The sequence below is a fragment of the Faecalicatena contorta genome (genome assembly GCF_021531995.1).
Lineage (GTDB): Bacteria > Bacillota > Clostridia > Lachnospirales > Lachnospiraceae > Dorea_A > Dorea_A contorta_A.
On record NZ_JAFBIZ010000011.1, the window covers coordinates 1 to 18,738 of the forward strand.

17 protein-coding genes are annotated in these 18,738 nt (G+C 44.4%); 2 read left to right on the forward strand and 15 right to left on the reverse strand.

Features of this window, described 5'->3' with window-relative positions; genetic code table 11:
* Positions 1-93 precede the first annotated feature (93 nt).
* Positions 94-828, forward strand: coding sequence for a glucosamine-6-phosphate deaminase (nagB, locus tag JQM82_RS02710; protein WP_235248448.1), 735 nt, complete (start codon positions 94-96; stop codon positions 826-828).
* A gap of 87 nt (positions 829-915) precedes the next feature.
* Here nagB and lgt read toward each other — a convergent pair whose 3' ends face one another.
* The 14 genes from lgt to JQM82_RS02780 form a co-directional block, all read right to left on the reverse strand.
* A complete protein-coding gene (lgt, locus tag JQM82_RS02715) occupies positions 916-1,776 on the reverse strand; it encodes a prolipoprotein diacylglyceryl transferase (protein WP_235248450.1) in 861 nt (286 codons plus the stop codon).
* A gap of 29 nt (positions 1,777-1,805) precedes the next feature.
* Entirely contained in the window at positions 1,806-2,906 is a 1,101-nt protein-coding gene (gene ychF, locus JQM82_RS02720; RefSeq protein ID WP_235248451.1) for a redox-regulated ATPase YchF, read from the reverse strand.
* Between the two features lie 99 nt (positions 2,907-3,005).
* Positions 3,006-3,671, reverse strand: coding sequence for a thiamine diphosphokinase (locus tag JQM82_RS02725; protein WP_235248453.1), 666 nt, complete (start codon positions 3,669-3,671; stop codon positions 3,006-3,008).
* A complete protein-coding gene (gene rpe / locus JQM82_RS02730) occupies positions 3,664-4,326 on the reverse strand; it encodes a ribulose-phosphate 3-epimerase (RefSeq protein ID WP_235248455.1) in 663 nt (220 codons plus the stop codon). The genes JQM82_RS02725 and rpe overlap by 8 nt, the downstream gene beginning before the upstream one ends.
* A gap of 2 nt (positions 4,327-4,328) precedes the next feature.
* The gene (gene rsgA, locus JQM82_RS02735; protein ID WP_235248457.1) at positions 4,329-5,207 is read right to left on the reverse strand and encodes a ribosome small subunit-dependent GTPase A; all 879 of its coding nucleotides are present in this window, start codon (positions 5,205-5,207) and stop codon (positions 4,329-4,331) included.
* Between the two features lie 32 nt (positions 5,208-5,239).
* A complete protein-coding gene (pknB, locus tag JQM82_RS02740; protein ID WP_235248459.1) occupies positions 5,240-7,294 on the reverse strand; it encodes a Stk1 family PASTA domain-containing Ser/Thr kinase in 2,055 nt (684 codons plus the stop codon).
* Complete coding sequence (locus JQM82_RS02745; protein WP_235248461.1) at positions 7,288-8,031, reverse strand: Stp1/IreP family PP2C-type Ser/Thr phosphatase; 744 nt, start codon at positions 8,029-8,031, stop codon at positions 7,288-7,290. Before JQM82_RS02745 ends, pknB begins: the two co-directional genes overlap by 7 nt.
* Positions 8,009-9,079 carry a 23S rRNA (adenine(2503)-C(2))-methyltransferase RlmN gene (rlmN, locus tag JQM82_RS02750; protein ID WP_235248463.1) on the reverse strand — a complete coding sequence of 357 codons (1,071 nt, stop codon included), beginning with the start codon at positions 9,077-9,079 and terminating at the stop codon, positions 8,009-8,011. Before rlmN ends, JQM82_RS02745 begins: the two co-directional genes overlap by 23 nt.
* Positions 9,072-10,382, reverse strand: coding sequence for a 16S rRNA (cytosine(967)-C(5))-methyltransferase RsmB (gene rsmB / locus JQM82_RS02755; protein WP_235248465.1), 1,311 nt, complete (start codon positions 10,380-10,382; stop codon positions 9,072-9,074). The genes rlmN and rsmB overlap by 8 nt, the downstream gene beginning before the upstream one ends.
* Before the next feature lie 31 nt (positions 10,383-10,413).
* Positions 10,414-11,118 carry a zinc metallopeptidase gene (locus JQM82_RS02760; protein ID WP_235248466.1) on the reverse strand — a complete coding sequence of 235 codons (705 nt, stop codon included), beginning with the start codon at positions 11,116-11,118 and terminating at the stop codon, positions 10,414-10,416.
* Between the two features lie 79 nt (positions 11,119-11,197).
* Positions 11,198-12,148, reverse strand: a complete 951-nt coding sequence (gene fmt, locus JQM82_RS02765) for a methionyl-tRNA formyltransferase (RefSeq protein WP_235248467.1) — start codon at positions 12,146-12,148, stop codon at positions 11,198-11,200.
* Position 12,149: 1 nt separating this feature from the next.
* Positions 12,150-12,623 carry a peptide deformylase gene (gene def, locus JQM82_RS02770; protein WP_235248468.1) on the reverse strand — a complete coding sequence of 158 codons (474 nt, stop codon included), beginning with the start codon at positions 12,621-12,623 and terminating at the stop codon, positions 12,150-12,152.
* A 17-nt stretch (positions 12,624-12,640) separates the two neighbouring features.
* Positions 12,641-14,869, reverse strand: coding sequence for a replication restart helicase PriA (priA, locus tag JQM82_RS02775; protein ID WP_235248469.1), 2,229 nt, complete (start codon positions 14,867-14,869; stop codon positions 12,641-12,643).
* Positions 14,859-16,325 (reverse strand): UDP-N-acetylmuramoyl-L-alanyl-D-glutamate--2,6-diaminopimelate ligase, encoded by a 1,467-nt coding sequence (locus JQM82_RS02780; protein WP_235248470.1) that lies wholly within the window; start codon positions 16,323-16,325, stop codon positions 14,859-14,861. Before JQM82_RS02780 ends, priA begins: the two co-directional genes overlap by 11 nt.
* A 155-nt stretch (positions 16,326-16,480) precedes the next feature.
* On the opposite strand from JQM82_RS02780, the gene pepT reads away from it, so the two are divergent.
* Complete coding sequence (gene pepT / locus JQM82_RS02785; RefSeq protein ID WP_235248471.1) at positions 16,481-17,698, forward strand: peptidase T; 1,218 nt, start codon at positions 16,481-16,483, stop codon at positions 17,696-17,698.
* 127 nt (positions 17,699-17,825) lie between these two features.
* On the opposite strand, the gene JQM82_RS02790 is transcribed toward pepT, so the two are convergent.
* Complete coding sequence (locus JQM82_RS02790; RefSeq protein ID WP_235248472.1) at positions 17,826-18,695, reverse strand: YitT family protein; 870 nt, start codon at positions 18,693-18,695, stop codon at positions 17,826-17,828.
* Positions 18,696-18,738: the final 43 nt, after the last annotated feature.

The window sequence follows — 18,738 nt, forward strand, 5'->3', positions numbered from 1 at the left end:
GTATACTTTAAAATTGTTAACGCAATCCCATTGCGTTATTCTACAATTCATACTCAAAATCAAAACAATATATGAAGAAAGGAAATGAAAAACATGACAATTTATCAGGCAGAAAATTATCAGGACATGAGCCGTAAAGCCGCAAATATTATCTCAGCACAGATTATTATGAAGCCAAACTGTGTTCTCGGTCTGGCGACCGGTTCCTCACCTGTAGGAACTTACCAGCAGCTGATTGAATGGTACAAAAAAGGAGACCTTGATTTTTCCCAGGTAACAAGCATTAATCTGGATGAATATAAGGGATTGGGACCTGACAACGATCAGAGCTATCGCTACTTTATGAATACCAATCTTTTCAACCATGTAAATATCGATAAAACACGTACTTTTGTGCCGGACGGGCTGGAAGCTGATTCAGAAAAGGCATGTAGTGAGTACAATCAGATCATTACCCGTGAAGGAGGCATCGACCTCCAGTTACTTGGCCTTGGACATAATGGACACATTGGATTCAATGAACCTGGTGCTGCATTCGAAAAGGAAACACATTGTGTAGATTTAACAGAAAGCACGATAGAAGCAAACAAACGCTTCTTTGACTCTGAGGACGAAGTTCCAAAGCAGGCTTATACCATGGGAATCAAAAGCATCATGCAGGCCAGAAAGATCCTTGTGATTGTAAGTGGTGAAAGCAAAGCCGAGATTCTGAATGAGGTTCTTCACGGTCCGATCACTCCTGCTGTTCCGGCTTCGATTCTCCAGTTACATAACGATGTAACCATCGTTGCAGACAAAGCAGCACTTTCCAGGATTTCCGGATTATAAAGTTCAACAAAAAAGCGGGTGTTTCAAAACCATGATTTATCATTTTCATAGTTTTGAAACACCCGCTTTTTCTCCCGCGAGATGACTCTATATTTCTTTTTTACATTTTCTGCGATTATATAATATCAATACCAGCGAGACGATCACGATCACTCCTGCAAGCATCTGTGAAACCGGCAGTCCAATCTTCGGAAGAAGCAGCTGATCCGTTCGAAGGCCTTCAATCCAGACTCTTCCCAGTCCATATCCCAGTAAATATACCAGAAACACTTCTCCGTCAAACTTTTTATGTTTACGATACAGCAGCATGATCACCAATACCATCAGACACCACAACGACTCATACAGATACGTCGGATGTACCTGTATATAATTCACGCCCTTTATGGTTGCCATATTCTGCCGCATCAGTTCCGTAATATCAGACTGTCGCACCGCATCCTCAGGAAGCCGCATCGCAAGAAGACTGTCCGTATATTCTCCAAATGCCTCTCTGTTAAAGAAATTACCCCATCTTCCGATCATCTGACCGGCCACCAGTCCCAAACCGGCTGTATCAAAGATCAGATACGGTGACAACTTTCTCACTTTTGCAAACACAAAAACCGTAATAATTGCCGCAATCACACCTCCGTAGATTGCAAGTCCTCCCTGCCTGATATTCAGAATGCTCTTCAGATCATCCTTATACATATTCCATGAGAAGATCACATAATACAATCTGGCTCCTATGATAGAAAAAATGACAGCATATATAACCAGATCATAGTATACTTCCGGATTCTGACCGCTCCTTTTTGCTTCGGCAACAGCAATCAAAAGTCCCGCAAGAATTCCAAGTCCTATAACGATTCCATAATATGCAATATCAAAGCCAAAGATAGTGATATGATCTCCGACGGATGTTAAATGAATCCCGATATTCGGGAAATCTATTGTTCTGTGCATCTGTTAACCGACTTCCTTTTACTCATTTCTTATACATTGAACCGGAACAGCATGATATCGCCGTCCTGCACAACATAATCCTTTCCTTCCAGACGGATCAGCCCCTTTTCCTTTGCCGCCGCATGAGTTCCACACGCAATCAGATCATCATAGGATACCACTTCCGCACGGATAAATCCTCTTTCAAAATCAGAGTGAATCTTTCCTGCTGCCTGAGGTGCTTTTGTTCCTCTGGTAATCGTCCATGCACGAACTTCCGGCTCGCCTGCTGTCAGGTAACTGATCAACCCGAGAAGTTTATAACTTGCTTTAATCAATTTTTCCAGACCTGACTCAGAAAGCCCGAGATCCTCCAGAAACATCTTCTTTTCATCATCGTCCAGCTCCGCAATCTCCTGTTCGATCTGTGCACATACCACAAAGACCTCACTTTCTTCAGATGCCGCATATTCTCGTACAGCCTGAACCCCTGCATTAGAAACACCATCATCTGCCAAATCATCTTCTGCGACATTTGCCGCATAGATCACCGGCTTGTAAGTCAGCAGATTATAGCTCTCCAACCATGCCTGCTCATCCTCATCTTCTGCACCGTCAAATGTTTTTGCAAGCTTTCCTTCTTCCAGATGTTCTTTGATCTTTTTCAGCAGCTCCAGTTCTTTCGCTGCAGATTTATCATTTCTTGCAACCTTGACTGTCTTGGCAATTCTTCTTTCCAATATCTCAAGATCAGAAAAAATAAGCTCAAAATTAATTGTCTCAATGTCTCTCAGCGGATTAATACTGCCATCTACATGCACAATATTCGTATCCTCAAAGCATCTTACTACATGTACAATCGCATCTACTTCACGAATATTTGCAAGAAACTGGTTTCCAAGCCCCTCTCCTTTGGAAGCGCCTTTTACCAGACCTGCAATATCAACAAATTCGATTGCAGCCGGAATAATCTTTTTCGTATGATACATCTCTCCCAAGACATTCAGTCTCTCATCCGGTACTGTAACCACACCCACATTCGGATCAATGGTACAGAATGGATAGTTGGCCGATTCCGCTCCCGCTTTTGTCAACGAATTAAACAATGTACTTTTTCCCACATTTGGTAATCCAACGATACCTAATTTCATCTTCTATATTACCTCCTCAAAGCCTGATAATCCAAACACAACGATAATCAGTATATCATATTCGGACTTTTTTGTGAATAAATCAGAATAACATCTCTTCTACTTTTCCTGATCCCGTGTCTGCATCAGAATCACTGTTCCGGTCGGAAAACTGATCGTCACCTCATCACCCTCGATCTGATTGCTGACACAGAGACTGTTATACGGCGTCAGTATATGGTTACTGAGCGGGTATTTCGCCCCTGTGATACTGAAGCCGAAGATCTCTTCTCCAAGCGGAAATACTGAAAAATACGGTCCGTACGCTTCTTCTTTTTTCAGTACAGTCTTCCCTCCTCCGATCAGGCGGATCAGATTCTGACTGTCCAGAATCACGGCATCGATCCCTGCCTTAAATGGAATGCTGAGACTCTGCACATTGGCCCAGAGATGATCGATTCGTCCTCCGGTAGCACCAAGGATAATCAATTCTTTACAGCCAATCGTCATGGCAAGCCGTATTGCAATCTCCGTATCAGACGCATCTTTTACCGGATTAAACTCCCTGATCGGAACACTGGTTTCATTGCGATAATAATCCGCAATTTCCTCTTTCACACTGTCAAAATCTCCCACTATATAATTCGGAAGGATCTTATGGCGATACAGGAATTCCATTCCTTTGTCCACACCAATAATCCAGTCATTTTTCTCCTTATTCAAAACAGAAAGAGCAAACTCCTCATTCAGTTTCCCTCCGCTGATTATCACAATCCTCTTACTCATAATCCTTTAATATCTCCATAAACTCTTTTGTATTCTGTCCCGCATCGCCTTTGAAAACTGCCGATCCGGCAACAATCACATTTGCTCCTGCATCCAGAACTTCCCGGACATTACCGAGATGAACCCCTCCGTCCACCTGTATGTCAGCAAAAACTTCTCTTTTTTCCACCATATCACGTACCTTACGAATCTTATCTAGTGATTCCGGAATAAACTTCTGTCCGCCAAATCCGGGATGTACACTCATAACCAGAATCATGTCCACATCTGCAAGATAGGGTTCAAGCGCTTCTGCCTCTGTCTCCGGACAGATGGATAATCCGGCTTTCATACCACACGCATGGATCTTATCCAGAGTCGCCTTCACATCTTCACAGGCTTCCAGGTGGATTGTAACAATGTCTGCTCCTGCCTTTTGAAATTCCTCAATATAACGGAACGGCTCCTGTATCATCAGATGTACATCCATTACCTGTTCCGTCGCACTGTGAATGGAAGCCAGGACCGGAATTCCAAAAGATATACTCGGCACAAATAATCCATCCATAACATCAAAATGAATATATCCAGCACCATTTTTTTCGGTTTTTCTCATTTCCTCCCCCAGTATTTTAAAGTCTGCCGAAAGAATGGACGGGGATAATACATATTTCACCGCTAATACCTCCTCTTATTCTTCATTTCTTCATATATTTCAAGATAATCCTCATATCGGATCCTGTGAATCTTCCCTTCATTTACCGCCTGCTTTACTGCACAGTCCGGTTCGTGCACATGGTCACATCCCTGAAACCTGCACATGCCTTCATACTCCATAAACTCCGGAAAACAGTACTTCAGTTCCTCTTTTTCAAAATCATTTACATAGAGCGAACTGAATCCCGGTGTATCCATGATATATGAGTTTTCATCAATTGCAAATAATTCAGAATGTCTTGTGGTGTGTCTGCCTCTCTCAATCTTGCTGCTGATTGCTCCGGTCTCCATATTTGCTTCCGGCTGCAGCAGATTGATGATTGAAGATTTACCCACACCGGAAGGCCCGGCAATTGCAGTCATCTTTCCATGCAGCATACGACGGATCTGTTCTATATTCTGTTCTTCCTTCGCACTGACAAAAAGCAGAGGACATCCACATTTTCCATACACGGACTTTAATTGTTCCACCTGTGATTCCTCTGCAATATCCTCTTTATTAAAGCAAAGGATAACCGGTATCTCCTTACTTTCCATCATAACCAGAAAACGATCCAGGAGATTAAAGTGTGGATCGGGCTTGGCGATTGCAAACACAACCAGCGCCTGGTCAATATTAGCTACCGCCGGACGTATCAGTTCATTCTTTCGCGGAAGAAGCCTTACAATATTACCGGTCCTGGAGTTCTCATCCAGCACCTCGATCTCCACATTATCGCCTACCAGAGGTTTTACTTTTTCCTTGCGAAACACACCTTTTGCTTTGCATTCATAAACAGCGGATTCTACTACATGAACGTAGTAGAATCCTGCAATACCCTTTATAATCTTTCCCTTCATAAAATAATCCTGTCTGACTATTCTTTCTGTTTTTAATTCGTATCTGTTCCTTCCGAATCACCGGACTGGCTTGGTCCAAGGCTGATGATATAACTAATTGTCTCCCCCTTGGATACACTTCCGGACGGTGGACTCTGAGAGATAATACATCCCTTCGGATAAGTATCACTGTGCTGTGAACCGGATACATTGGTATACAGACCATTGGATGCAGCCCAGTTTTTCAGTTCACTTTCCGCTTTACCTACAAAGCTCTGCACCTGTATCTTTTCTTCCGGTTTTGCACCGTTACTTACCACAATGTCAATCTCTGTACCTTCCGCAACCTTAGAACCTGCGTCCACTGACTGTGATACCACCTGTCCCTTAGGAACATTGTCATTATAATCATACGTCACTTTTCCGACGGACAGTCCTGCACTCTTGATCATACTCTGTGCTTCGGAATCTTCTTTTCCGAGAAGATTTGGAACCGTCTTCTTATCGCTTCCCTTGCTGACCTTCATAACGATCTCTGTTTCCTTGGTTGCTTCTGCTCCTGCTGACGGTGTGGTTCCAATCACTTTTCCCTCTTCTACGTCGTCACTGTATTCAAACTCGGAAGATATCTTATTGAATCCCGCATTTTTCAATGCTTTCTGAGCCTCATCTTCACTCTTTCCGCTTACATCCGGAACAGGGATCTTATCTCCGACCAGCCCCGAGCTGATCACCACGTGGATCGTTGTGTTTTTCGCTACTCTTTCTCCAGCCTCTGTTTTCTGCTCGGATACTGTTCCTTCTTCATATTTTTTAGATTCTTTCCGTTCATCCACCTTAAAGCCAAGGCCCTTTTTATTCAGAGTTTCTTTTGCCTCCTCTTCTGTCATTCCCACAACGTTTGGCACTTTGACCTTCTCTTCTGTCTCCTCAGAACTGAGTGACGGTCCAAACTTGAATACACCTGCTGCTTTACCAATGGTAAATACCAGTATGAATACAATGATCACAGCGACCACGATTGTCAGGATCTTCATAATCTTTCCCATGCGTGGATTTACTTCATCGGAAGATCTCCCCTTTTTCCCACGTCTTGGCGCATAATCATCGTCGTCGTAATCATCATCGTCATCATCATCGTCGTCATCGTAATCATCATACTCATCGTCATATTCGTCGTCGTAATCATCATCATCATCATATGAACTGCGGATATTATCCAGTTCATCATCCGTGATAATGACTGTATCTGCATTCCGAAGCGGCGGAATTACTACAAAGTCACCGTCCGGATCCACAAGTGAACGCTTCAGATCCTGAATCAGTTCCCCGGTACTCTTATATCTTCGTTCAGAATTTTTCTGCGTACATTTTAATATGATCTGTTCCAGACTGTACGGAATATCCGGAACCAGATCGGAAGGCGGCGTGATCTCCTGCTGAAGATGCTTCATCGCAACCGCCACGGTAGAATCCCCATCAAATGGCACCTGTCCCGTTACCATCTCAAAGAGCGTAATACCAATAGAATAGATGTCACTCTTCTGATCACTGAATCCACCTCTTGCCTGCTCCGGAGAAGTATAATGAACGGAACCCATTGCATTGGTACTGACCGTATTGGAAGTTGTTGCCTTGGCAATTCCAAAATCCGTTACTTTTACCTTCCCATCTCTGGATATAATAATATTATGCGGTTTAATATCTCTGTGAATGATATTTGCCGCATGTGCCGCGCCAATACCGCTGCACATCTGTATTGCAATACTGATCGTCTCTTTGTGGGACAATCTTCCTTTTCTTTCAATGTATTCCTTTAACGTAATTCCCTCGACCAACTCCATAACCATATAATTCAGGCCGCGGTCTTCACCAACATCGTATACATTCACAATATTCGGATGCATAAGCCCCGCTGCCGCCTGTGCTTCAGAACGGAATTTACGCACAAAATTCTCATCTTCTTTGTACTCTTTCTTTAATACTTTGATCGCCACGTAACGATTCAGCATGGTATCTTTGCCTTTATAGACATCCGCCATACCGCCGGCACCAATCTTGCTGAGCACTTCATATCGTTTTCCCAGAAATATTCCATCTTTTACCATACACTCACCTCATCTGCAAGTGGCTCTGCTATGATAACCCCTATATTATCTCTCCCACCATTGCTATTTGCCTTTTCAATCAACATCTGCACTGCTTCTACTACATCCCGGGCACCCTTTACAATGTCAAACATATCCTCGTCTTCAACCATATTGCTGAGTCCATCTGTACACATCAATATCGTATCTCCCCTTTTCAGACGATATTCATAGATATCTGCTTCTACGTCTTTCTTTACTCCGATTGCCCGTGTAATAATATTCTTGTCCGGATGATTTCTGGCCTCTTCGGCTTTGATTCCTCCGAGACGAACCATCTCCTCTACAAGGGAATGATCCTTGGAAAGCTGACGAATCTTATCATTGATCAGATACAGCCTGCTGTCTCCCACATTTGCAAAATACAGTGTATTACCAACGATTGTCGCAGCAACCAGTGTCGTACCCATTCCTTCCAGTTTAATATCAGTTGCCGCAGCTTCAATCAGCTTATGGTTTGCAACACTGACTACGTTGCGCAGGATCTCCTCAGGCTTATTCAAAGGTGTCTGCTGAAGTTCTTCTTTCAACACATTCACTGTATATTTGGACGCAAAATCTCCTGCCTTGTGGCCTCCCATTCCATCGGCAACCGCAAGCAGGTTGGGGAATGGACCAATCGGTTGATCCGTCACATATACATAATCCTGATTGACCTCGCGTTTCCTTCCCACATCAGTCATTGCATATAATTTCATCTGCTTCTCCTTTATCGGCGGCAGCATGTCGTCTCCGCAGCTGTCCGCAGGCCCCGTCAATATCAGAGCCTCTTTCCCTTCTTATAGTAACATTAATTCCGTTTTTTTCAAGTTTATTTTTGAATTCCAGGGCATTTTTCCTGTCTGGTTTCTTAAAATCTCTTTCTTTGATCGGATTGACCGGAATCAGATTCAGATGACAGTTTCTTTTTTTCAGAATCGCTGTCAGTTCTCTGACGTCATCCGGCTGATCATTCACACCTTTAACCAGACTGTATTCAAATGTAATTCTTCTTCCTGTCTTTTCAAAATAGTAATCACATGCCTCCAGAACTTCTTCCAATTGATACTTATTAGCCACCGGCATCAGCTTCTTTCGTTTTTCCTGACTGGAACCATGAAGTGACAGTGCAAGCGTAATCTGAAGCCCCTCTTCTGCAAGCCGTTTCATATTTGGTACGATTCCACAGGTCGATGCCGTAATATTACGCTGACCGATATTCAGCCCATGTTCATCGCTCAGCATATGAATAAATTTCACAAAATTATCGTAATTATCCAGTGGTTCTCCCGTTCCCATGACTACCACGTTCGATATTCTCTCCCCAGACACCTTCTGTATATGATAGATTTGTCTGAGCATCTCCGAAGGCTCCAGATTTCTCTCCAGACCACCGATCGTGGATGCACAGAAACGGCATCCCATCCGGCATCCCGCCTGCGAAGAAATACATACGGAATTACCATAATTATATTTCATTAAAACACTTTCAATCATATTGCCGTCATTCAGTTCAAACAAAAACTTTTCTGTCGGATCCACTTCTGATATCTGATGTTCGATCATCTTTACCTTACGGATCTCATAGTGCGTATCCAGCTTTTCCCTCAGGCTCTTGGACAGATTGGTCATCTCCTCAAAACTGTCGGCAAGCTTCACATGAAGCCACTCATAGATCTGCTTACTTCGGAACGCTTTCTCTCCGATTTCTAACATCTCTTCTTTTAACTCTTCATAATTACAGGAACATATATCTTTTTTATCCATGATCTTTCCTCTGAAACATTGCAATATAGAATCCGTCTCCGGCATCGTTTCCCGGAAGCATCTGCTTCTCTCTTACCAGATCGAATTCCGGAAATGTCTCCTGAAACCAGCAGGCATTCTCTTCGTTCTCTCCTCTGTTGATCGTACAGGTACTGTACAGCAGCTTCCCACCGGGCTTTACATACGTCTGTACAACAGACAGTATCTGACGCTGAAGCTTCTCCAGATCTTTTTGCGTCTGCTCGGTCATCTTATATTTCAGATCCGGCTTTTTCCCGAGAACTCCAAGCCCTGAACACGGAAGATCGGCAATTACTATATCAGCTTTTCCGGACGCATCCGCATCATACACCGTTGCATCCCTGCAGACCGCCTCTATATTCGTGAGTCCGCTTCTTAAGATATTATCCCGAATCAGCCCTGTCTTGTACTCTGACAGATCTCTGGCTTCCACATGACCGGTACCATTCAAAAGCTCTGCGATGTGAAGCGCTTTGCCTCCCGGAGCCGCACACACATCTATGACATAATCATCCCTCCTGGGGTCTGCCCACAGCGCAACCTGCATGGAGCTTAAGTCCTGTACCTGAAAAAGACCCTCCTGAAAGCTTGGAAGCCCAGACAGGTGATCATATCCTGACAGATACATTGCACACTGGATATTCGGATCCTCCCTCACAGTCACTCCTTCTTTCTCCAGTCTGCGAAGGAACTCTTCCCGACCGACCTTTCTTTCGTTGTATCTGACTGTCAATGGCTTTTCCTCCAGAAATTCTGCTGCCATACGCTCCACAGTCTCCCTGTCATATACAGAAAGCCATTCTTTCAGAATCCATTCCGGCAAAGAATATCGCATCGACAGCCATGCCAGCGTATCCTCCTCATCCGGATACTGTATCTTGTCTTTATTTCTTCCTATATTACGAAGAACACCGTTGACGAATCCCTTCAGGTTCACGAACCCCCGTTTCTGTGCAAGCTTGACTGCCTCATTGCATACGGCTGAATCCGGCACGCTGTCCATATAAAGCATCTGATATACTGACAATCTCAGGATAGTCCGTATCACCGGTTTCATCTTATTCACTCTTACTTTGGAAAACTGATTGATGACTGCATCGATTTCTATCATGCGTTCAAGCGTGCCATTTACCACTCTCGTGATAAACGCACGCTCCTTTTTCTCAAGATATTGATATTGGTCCAGAACATTTTTCAGAACAATGTGACTGTATTCCCCATCCCTCGTAATCATTAACAGCGTATCCAGCACAAGTTCCCGCTCATTCACAGACGACGCCATAGCTTATCCTCCATCTCATTCCTCTTCTCACCTAATCGTTCCTTCTGCCGCCCGTCAGCAATATAATACGTAAAAGCTGCAGGATTGCAGAAGCAGTACCGGCTACATAGGTAAGCGCCGCTGCCGTCAGAACTTTTCTGGTATCCTTTACTTCATTCTCATAGAGCAGACCGCTGCCTCCAAGAATCCGAAGCGCACGGCTGGATGCATTGAATTCTACCGGAAGTGTCACGATCTGGAATAATACAGCGAAAGAAAATGCCAGTATTCCAAGATTGATCAGAAGCGACGATGAATTACCGCCAATAAACAGTCCGATGATGATCAGCGGCCATGCGATCGTACTCCCGAAATTAGCCACCGGCACCAGGCTGCCTCGAATCTTCAGAGGTGCATAACCAGTCGCATGCTGTACAGCATGTCCGCACTCATGTGCCGCCACTCCAAGTGCAGCAACAGAAACGGAATTATATGTTGCATCTGACAATCTTAATACTTTATTCTTCGGATCGTAGTGATCTGTCAGATTGCCGGACACATGTTCCACTCTTACATCATAGATACCGGATCTGCGAAGAATCTGTTCTGCAGCTTCTCTTCCGGTAATTCCGGAATGATTTCTTATTCTTGAATACTTGTTAAAGGTCGAATTCATCTTTGCCGAAGCTGCCATGCAGAGAATCACACCCAGTAATACAAGCATATATGTCGGATCAAAATACATTGGATAATACATATTTCTGCCTCCTTACCACTCATCTGATATCTTATAGTATATATGAAAAACTGGCAGAAAAACTGCTTTTCATACTTTTTTAACAATTCTTAATGATTTCTGAAGAAAATCTGTTTCCCACTTCAATCTGATATCCTCTCAGAAAAGCATCTGCTTCCATACGTTTCTTGCCCGGTATCTGAAGGGCCAGTACTTTCAGCAGGCCGTCACCTGTCTGAACCAGGAATCCATCCTTTTCCACCCGGACAATCGTGCCACAGGCTTCGGATGTCTGCTCTTTTACGACCTTTGCCTCCCAGATCTTCATTACCTTGCCATTCCAGTCTGTATATGCACTCGGCCACGGATTCAATCCGCGGATCAGTCGCTCAATCGACACAGCATCCTTGCTCCAGTCGATATCTCCCAGCTTTTTATCCAGCATTTTTGCATATTCCGTTGTGCTTTCTCCCTGTTTTTCCCAGACAGCCGTCTTGTTTTCAAGCGCTTCCAGCGTCTTCACACAGAGCCTTGCCCCTGCCTGCGCAAGCTTGTCGTGAAGACTTCCTCCGGTTTCATCTTCTTCTAATGCAATCTCTTCCTTCATGATCATATCGCCGGTATCCAGGCCTTCATCCATCTGCATGGTTGTTACGCCGGATACCTTTTCTCCGTTGATTACTGCCCATTGTATCGGAGCAGCTCCGCGGTACGCCGGCAGAAGTGATGCATGTACATTGATGCATCCATATGGCGTCATTTCCAGAATTTCTTTTGGAAGAATCTGCCCGAAAGCAATGACCACCATCACATCCGCTTCGTATTTTCTCAGTTCCTCAATACATGCCGGATCCCGTACTTTTTTCGGCTGGAATACCGGAATCCCATGAGAGACTGCTGCTTCTTTAACCGGTGTATACTGCATTTTGCCGCCTCGTCCTTTGGGCTTATCCGGCTGCGTCACGGCCAGCACCACCTCATGCCCGGCCTTCACCAGTGCTTCCAGGGTTCCCACCGAAAAGTCAGGAGTTCCCATAAATATCACTTTCATTCTATTCTTCCTCCCCGTAACTCACATCATGAATTCCACCCTCTGCAAGCTCTACATACATCTTTCCCTCCAGGTGGTCGATCTCATGGCAGAATGCTCTTGCAAGAAGTCCTTCACCTTCCAGCTCAACCTCTTCCATCTCTTCATTCAGTGCTTTGACTTTCACATAGTTTGGACGAGTCACAACTCCGGCTTTTCCCGGAACACTCAGACATCCTTCTTCGCCTGTCTGTTCTCCGCTCTGCTCTATAATCTGTGGATTGAGCATTACAATCGGGCCATCACCCACATCAATCACTACGATACGTTTCAGAATACCCACCTGTGGTGCTGCAAGGCCTACCCCCATTGCCTCATACATTGTATCCAGCATATCATTGATCAAAATCTTCGTCCGAAGGGTCATCTTGGTAACTTCCTTACATTTTTTTGTGAGAACCTCGTCTCCAAGTTCTCGAATCGTTCGAATTGCCATGTTATTCTCTCCTTTTGCTAAAATATATTCATTGGGTTAAAATCAAACTGAATTCTCAGCGATGCAAATCCCCGATTAATCTCTATATAACGCTCCATCTGATTCTTAGCCTCCACAAGAACCTGATACTCTTCACACTTCAGATAGAGCACCAGACGATAGACATCATTTACCCTGCCTACATAAGGACTTGCCGGTCCGATGAGCTGAATCTGCTGATTCCGGTCAATATGATTCACATACTTTTTCAGGTACTCTGCCGCCAGTTGCAGCTGCTCCTCATCTGCACCTGTCATCAGAACTGCCAGAAGCTGAGAGACCGGCGGATAACCCATCAGTTCCCGGTACCGCATCTCTTCTTCATAGAACCCTTCGTAATCCTGCTTTGCTGCCATCTGTATGCTGTAATGTTCCGGATTATATGACTGTATCACCACTTCTCCCGGCCGATTTCCTCTGCCGGCTCTTCCGGCCGCCTGTGTCAGAAGCTGAAAAGTACGTTCTCCGGACCGGTAATCGTCTGCGTACAAAGACATATCCGCCGCAAGAATTCCAACCAGTGTAACATTCGGAAAATCATGACCTTTTACGATCATCTGCGTTCCAATGAGAACATCTGCTTCTTCACTTGCAAAGGATTCCAGTATCTGTTCATGTCCTTCCTTTGTTCTGGTCGTGTCCATATCCATACGAAGCACCCTCGCTTCCGGGAATTCCCTTTTCACCAGATCTTCAATCTGCTGTGTTCCTGCCCGGAATCCACCAATGTAAGAAGATCCGCAGGATGGGCATGTGGATACAGACGGCATCTCATATCCGCAGTAATGGCAGACCATCTTTCCTCCCCGATGTGCAGATAAAGACACATCACAATGAGGACATTTTACTACATATCCACAGGCTCTGCAAGAAACAAACCCCGCATATCCTCTGCGATTCAGAAACAGCATGATCTGTTCTTTCTTCTTCAGCCTCTCACACATCATCTCCTTCAGACGGTCTCCCAGTATCGACCGGTTTCCTTTTTTCAGTTCTTCTCTCATGTCCGTAACATAGACCTGCGGAAGCTTTGTATTCCCCGCTCTCTCTGTAAGTTTCAACATCTGATACTTTCCACACTGGCACGCATAGAAAGCTTCCAGAGAAGGAGTTGCCGAACCCAGAACCACACTGGCCCCCTCCTGCCTGGCACGTCTGATTGCAGTTTCTCTTGCATGATACCTCGGCACCTGCTCACTTTTGTAGGCTCCCTCCTGCTCCTCATCGATCACGATCAGGCCCAGATTGGGAAAAGGGGTGAAAAGTGCTGATCTTGGTCCGATCATCACATCCACTTCTTCTGCCTTCACACGTTCGATCTGATCATAACGTTCCCCCTGTGACATCCTGGAATTCAGAACAGACACACGATCCCCAAAACGACCGTAAAAACGCATAACTGTCTGATACGTCAGCGCGATCTCCGGAATCAGAACGATCACCTGCTTTCCCTGTCTCAGCACCTCTGCAATCATCTCCATGTAGACTTCTGTCTTACCGCTCCCGGTTACTCCGTATAAAAGATACGTATCCCGAACTCCCGTGCAATAGTCTTTCCTGAACCGCTCCATCGCATGGATCTGTTCCTTTGTATAGACATATTCCTTCTGTTCTTTCTTTCTGTAATGGATCGGATTACGGTATGCCTTTTCAGATTCCAGCACCAGAACCTTCTGCTCTTCCAATGCTCTGACCACGGATCTCGTCACATTCAACTTCCGAATCATCAGATCATAATCCTGTTCCGGCTGTTCCAGAAGTGCTGCCAGAAGTCTTGCTCTCGCTTTCTGATTCTTATGAAGATAAATATCCAGCTGTCTTTTCCCCTCTTTCTCATCCAGAAGAAGCCGAAGACGCCGTTTTTCTCTGACTTTTTCTTCTTTTTTAATTGGCAGCACCGTTTTCAATGCCTGAATCATCGTTCCGCCATAGTATTCTTTCATCCAGGCAGCAAGCGTTACCAGTTTCGCTTCTATCGCAACGCTCTTTTCAGCGATCTTTAAGATCTCTTTTATTCTGGCAGTGTCATACTCTGTGCTTTCTGAAAAGCCTACGATGTACCCTCTGGTCTCTTTATTGCTTCTCCCAAAAGGAACGATAACTTCCGTACCAACCTTAAGCATCCCCTCCAACTGAGAGGGGATGCGATATTGAAATATCTTATCTAATTTTTCGTGCGTAATATCGATAATAATATCAGCGTACATGTAACTCCTCTAATACTTCCTGAATCAGGACTCTTTCATCCATATCATATTTGATTCCCTTAATCTCCTGATATGTCTCGTGTCCTTTGCCGGCCAGGATAATGACGTCTCCCGGCTGCCCGTGTTCAATCGCATACTTGATTGCTTCTTTTCTGTCACAGATCGCAATATAGGATCCATCCGTCTTCTCCATTCCGACAATGATGTCATCTATGATTGCCTGCGGCTCTTCAAATCTCGGATTATCCGATGTTATGATCGTAAAGTCTGACAGACGTCCGGCAACTTCTCCCATCTCATAACGTCGTGTCTTCGAGCGGTTACCTCCGCACCCGAACACGGTAACGATCCGCTCCGGATGGTAATCTCTGAGTGTCAGAAGAAGGCTCTCCAGAGCCATTGCATTGTGTGCATAATCGATCATCAGCGTAAAATCATCGGATACCTTGATCATCTCAATCCTGCCTTTTACTTTTGCCACCTTAAGTGCCTGCTTAATATTATCCTCCGGCACTGCAAAATGTCTGCAGACTGCAATCGCGGTCAATGAATTATACACACTGAAATCCCCGGGTATGTCAATCTCTACATCAAAATCCATAAGTCCGCTTACATGATACTTTACTCCCAGATATCCCGGTCTTGAAATGTGTTCTACATTTGTCGCACGAAGATCTGCCTTTTCAGAGAATCCAAAGGTCTCCACCTGACAAGTAGCTCCCCGAAACACATCTTCATACCATGGATCGTCTACATTGGCAATTCCGATCCTGCACTGTCTGAACAGAAGTCCTTTACAACGCTTATAATCCTCAAAATCTTTATGTTCATTCGGTCCGATGTGATCTTCTCCAAGATTCGTAAAGATTCCAATCTCAAACGGGATTCCGGCTGTTCTGTGCAGCATCAGCCCCTGCGAAGACACTTCCATTACAACACTGTCACATCCGGCATCTACCATCTGTGCAAAATACTTCTGGATCGTATAGGACTCCGGAGTTGTATTATTCGCCGGAATCGTCTGATCTCCGATGATGGCTTCGATCGTACCGATCAGTCCCACTTTATGGCCGACTCCTTCAAGAATGGACTTTACCATATACGTTGTCGTCGTCTTTCCTTTGGTTCCCGTAATTCCGATGACTTTCAGTTTCTCTGCGGGATATCCGAAGTATGCACATGACATCAGTGCAAGCGCGTAACGGGTATCTTCCACACGGATCACCGTAAGAGATTCCGGTGCCTCCACATCCTTTTCCACGATCACCGCCGATGCACCTTTGCCTGCAACCTCCTGCACATAAGTATGTCCGTCAGACACTGCTCCGCTGATACACACGAACACACTTCCATCCGTCACCTTCCGCGAGTCATTGATCAGCTCTGTGATCTCAATATCATCCTTTCCCTGTATTACTTCATATTGTAAACGTTCTAACAACTGAGTTAATTTCATCGCATGATACCTCCTTCGTTATCGAATCAATTGCTTCGCTGTAACACTTCGCAACATTCTTTTTACAGTATACCATCATTTCTTTGTGCAGCAAAGAAAAAATTGTGCTATAGTAATATGAGAAAACAATTACACATGAAAAGGGGAATGTTACTATGAAAGCTTATGAAAGATTACTAAAATATGTAATCATCCGTACACCAAGTGATGAAAACAGTGATACGGTACCATCATCCCAATGTCAGTTTGATCTGGCAAAAGTCCTGGAAGCAGAGATGAAAGAACTGGGACTTACAGATGTCTTCCTGGACGACCAGTGCTATCTGTATGGAAAGCTTCCTGCAACTGAAGGCTATGAAGATAAGCCGGTTATCGGATTTATTGCTCATATGGATACCGTATCCGACTTCTGTGATCACGATATCAAACCGGTCATCACAGAAAACTACGACGGCGAAGAACTGGCTCTTGGAGACAGTGGAATCAGCTTAAGCCCTGATACCTTTGCTCACCTGAAGGATCTGAAAGGACAGACACTCATTACTTCTGACGGAACAACTGTACTTGGCGCTGATGATAAGGCAGGTATTGCTGAGATTCTTACGATGATTGAACGCATACAGGCTGAAAATATCCCGCACGGCCCACTGCGCGTTGCGTTTACTCCGGATGAAGAGATCGGTACCGGCGCATCTCACTTTGATGTCGAGCGTTTCAACGCTGACTATGCATACACACTGGATGGAAGTACAGAGGGCGAGATCCAGTACGAGAACTTCAATGCCTGCAAGGCAGATTTCCACATCAAGGGATTCAATGTTCATCCTGGTACTTCCAAGGATACCATGATCAATGCAAGCCTTGTTGCCATGGAGATCAATTCTATGCTCCCGGGTATGGAAACACCACGCGGAACCGAGGATTATGAAGGTTTCTATCATCTGACGAGTATGAGTGGTGAAGTTGGAGAAGCAACTCTGAATTATATTGTAAGAGATCATGACAAGAACTTCTTTGAAGCAAGAAAGCGCACACTGAGACTGATTGAGAAAGACATGAATGAGAAATGGGGCGATGGAACCGTAACTCTCACCATTACTGATCAGTATAAGAATATGGCAGAGATTATCGCAGACTGCATGCATCTGGTTGACAATGCAAAAACTGCCTGTGAAAAAGCCGGTGTTGCACCGCTGGTAATTCCAATCCGCGGCGGTACAGACGGATGTCAGTTAAGCTTCAAGGGACTTCCTTGTCCGAATCTCGGAACCGGTGGACACGCTTACCACGGCCCATATGAGCATATTACCGTTGAAGGCATGGATAAGAGTGTAGACGTTATTACAGAACTCGTAAAATTATACACTGAATAAAATAATTTCTATTACATAATAAAGGGACTGCTGCAAAATATGGAATACTCCATATGGACCCTTTACACTTTGCAGCAGTCCCTCATTACGTTATGCACTTTACAAAATGACACAGACAGGTCTGTGATCAGATCTCTGATATTTCTTCTTTGAATCCTTCTCCCACTACTTCATTGGATTCCATAATGATCGTAAATGCTTTCGGATCGATTTCATGTACCATTTTTTTGATGGTATACATCTGCTTGTTATTGCAGGCACACATCACTACATCCTTTGGCTGTTTTGAGTAGCTTCCCACGCCCTTCAGGATAGTGGAACCTCTTCCGGAATATTCATCAATCCGCTTTGCGACTTCATCTCCATGCTCCGTCACGATCAGTGTCATCTTTCCTTCATCAATTCCGTACATGATCCGATCCATAACGATCGCCATCAAATATGTTACGATAATACCGTATATCAGCCCATCTACATCCTTAAATACCAATATGGTTCCCAGAATAATTGTACACATATCCAGTCCAAATGTAATAATTCCCAATGTAATATGTGGCTTCACTTTTTTTATTGCAACACTGATAAAGTCCTGACCGCCGGTGGAGGAGCCTCTCATAAAGATGATGGCATAGCCTGCACCTGCCAGTATCCCCATACAAAGTGCCGCCAGAAACCTGCTTCCCTCATAGACCGGAAACAGAGGCGCTACATAATCCATAAAGAAAGATGATATAAGCATCGATTTTACAGATTTCAGGAAAAACTGTTTCCCCAGAAATTTGTAGCAGAAGATCGACACCGGAACATTCAACAGAATTGTCCCCGCACCGACCGGAAGGCCAAACAAGTGATATAAAATAATCGCAATCCCTGAAAAACCCGCAACCGGAAAGTTCGCATGCAATGCAAAATTATATACACCTACCGCAATCAGAATACTTGCTCCAATATCTACAAGTATGTCAATCATTACCTCTTTCCACTTTATATTTTTCATACCAATTTTTCTCCTTTACCAGAATGTTTTCATAATATATTTT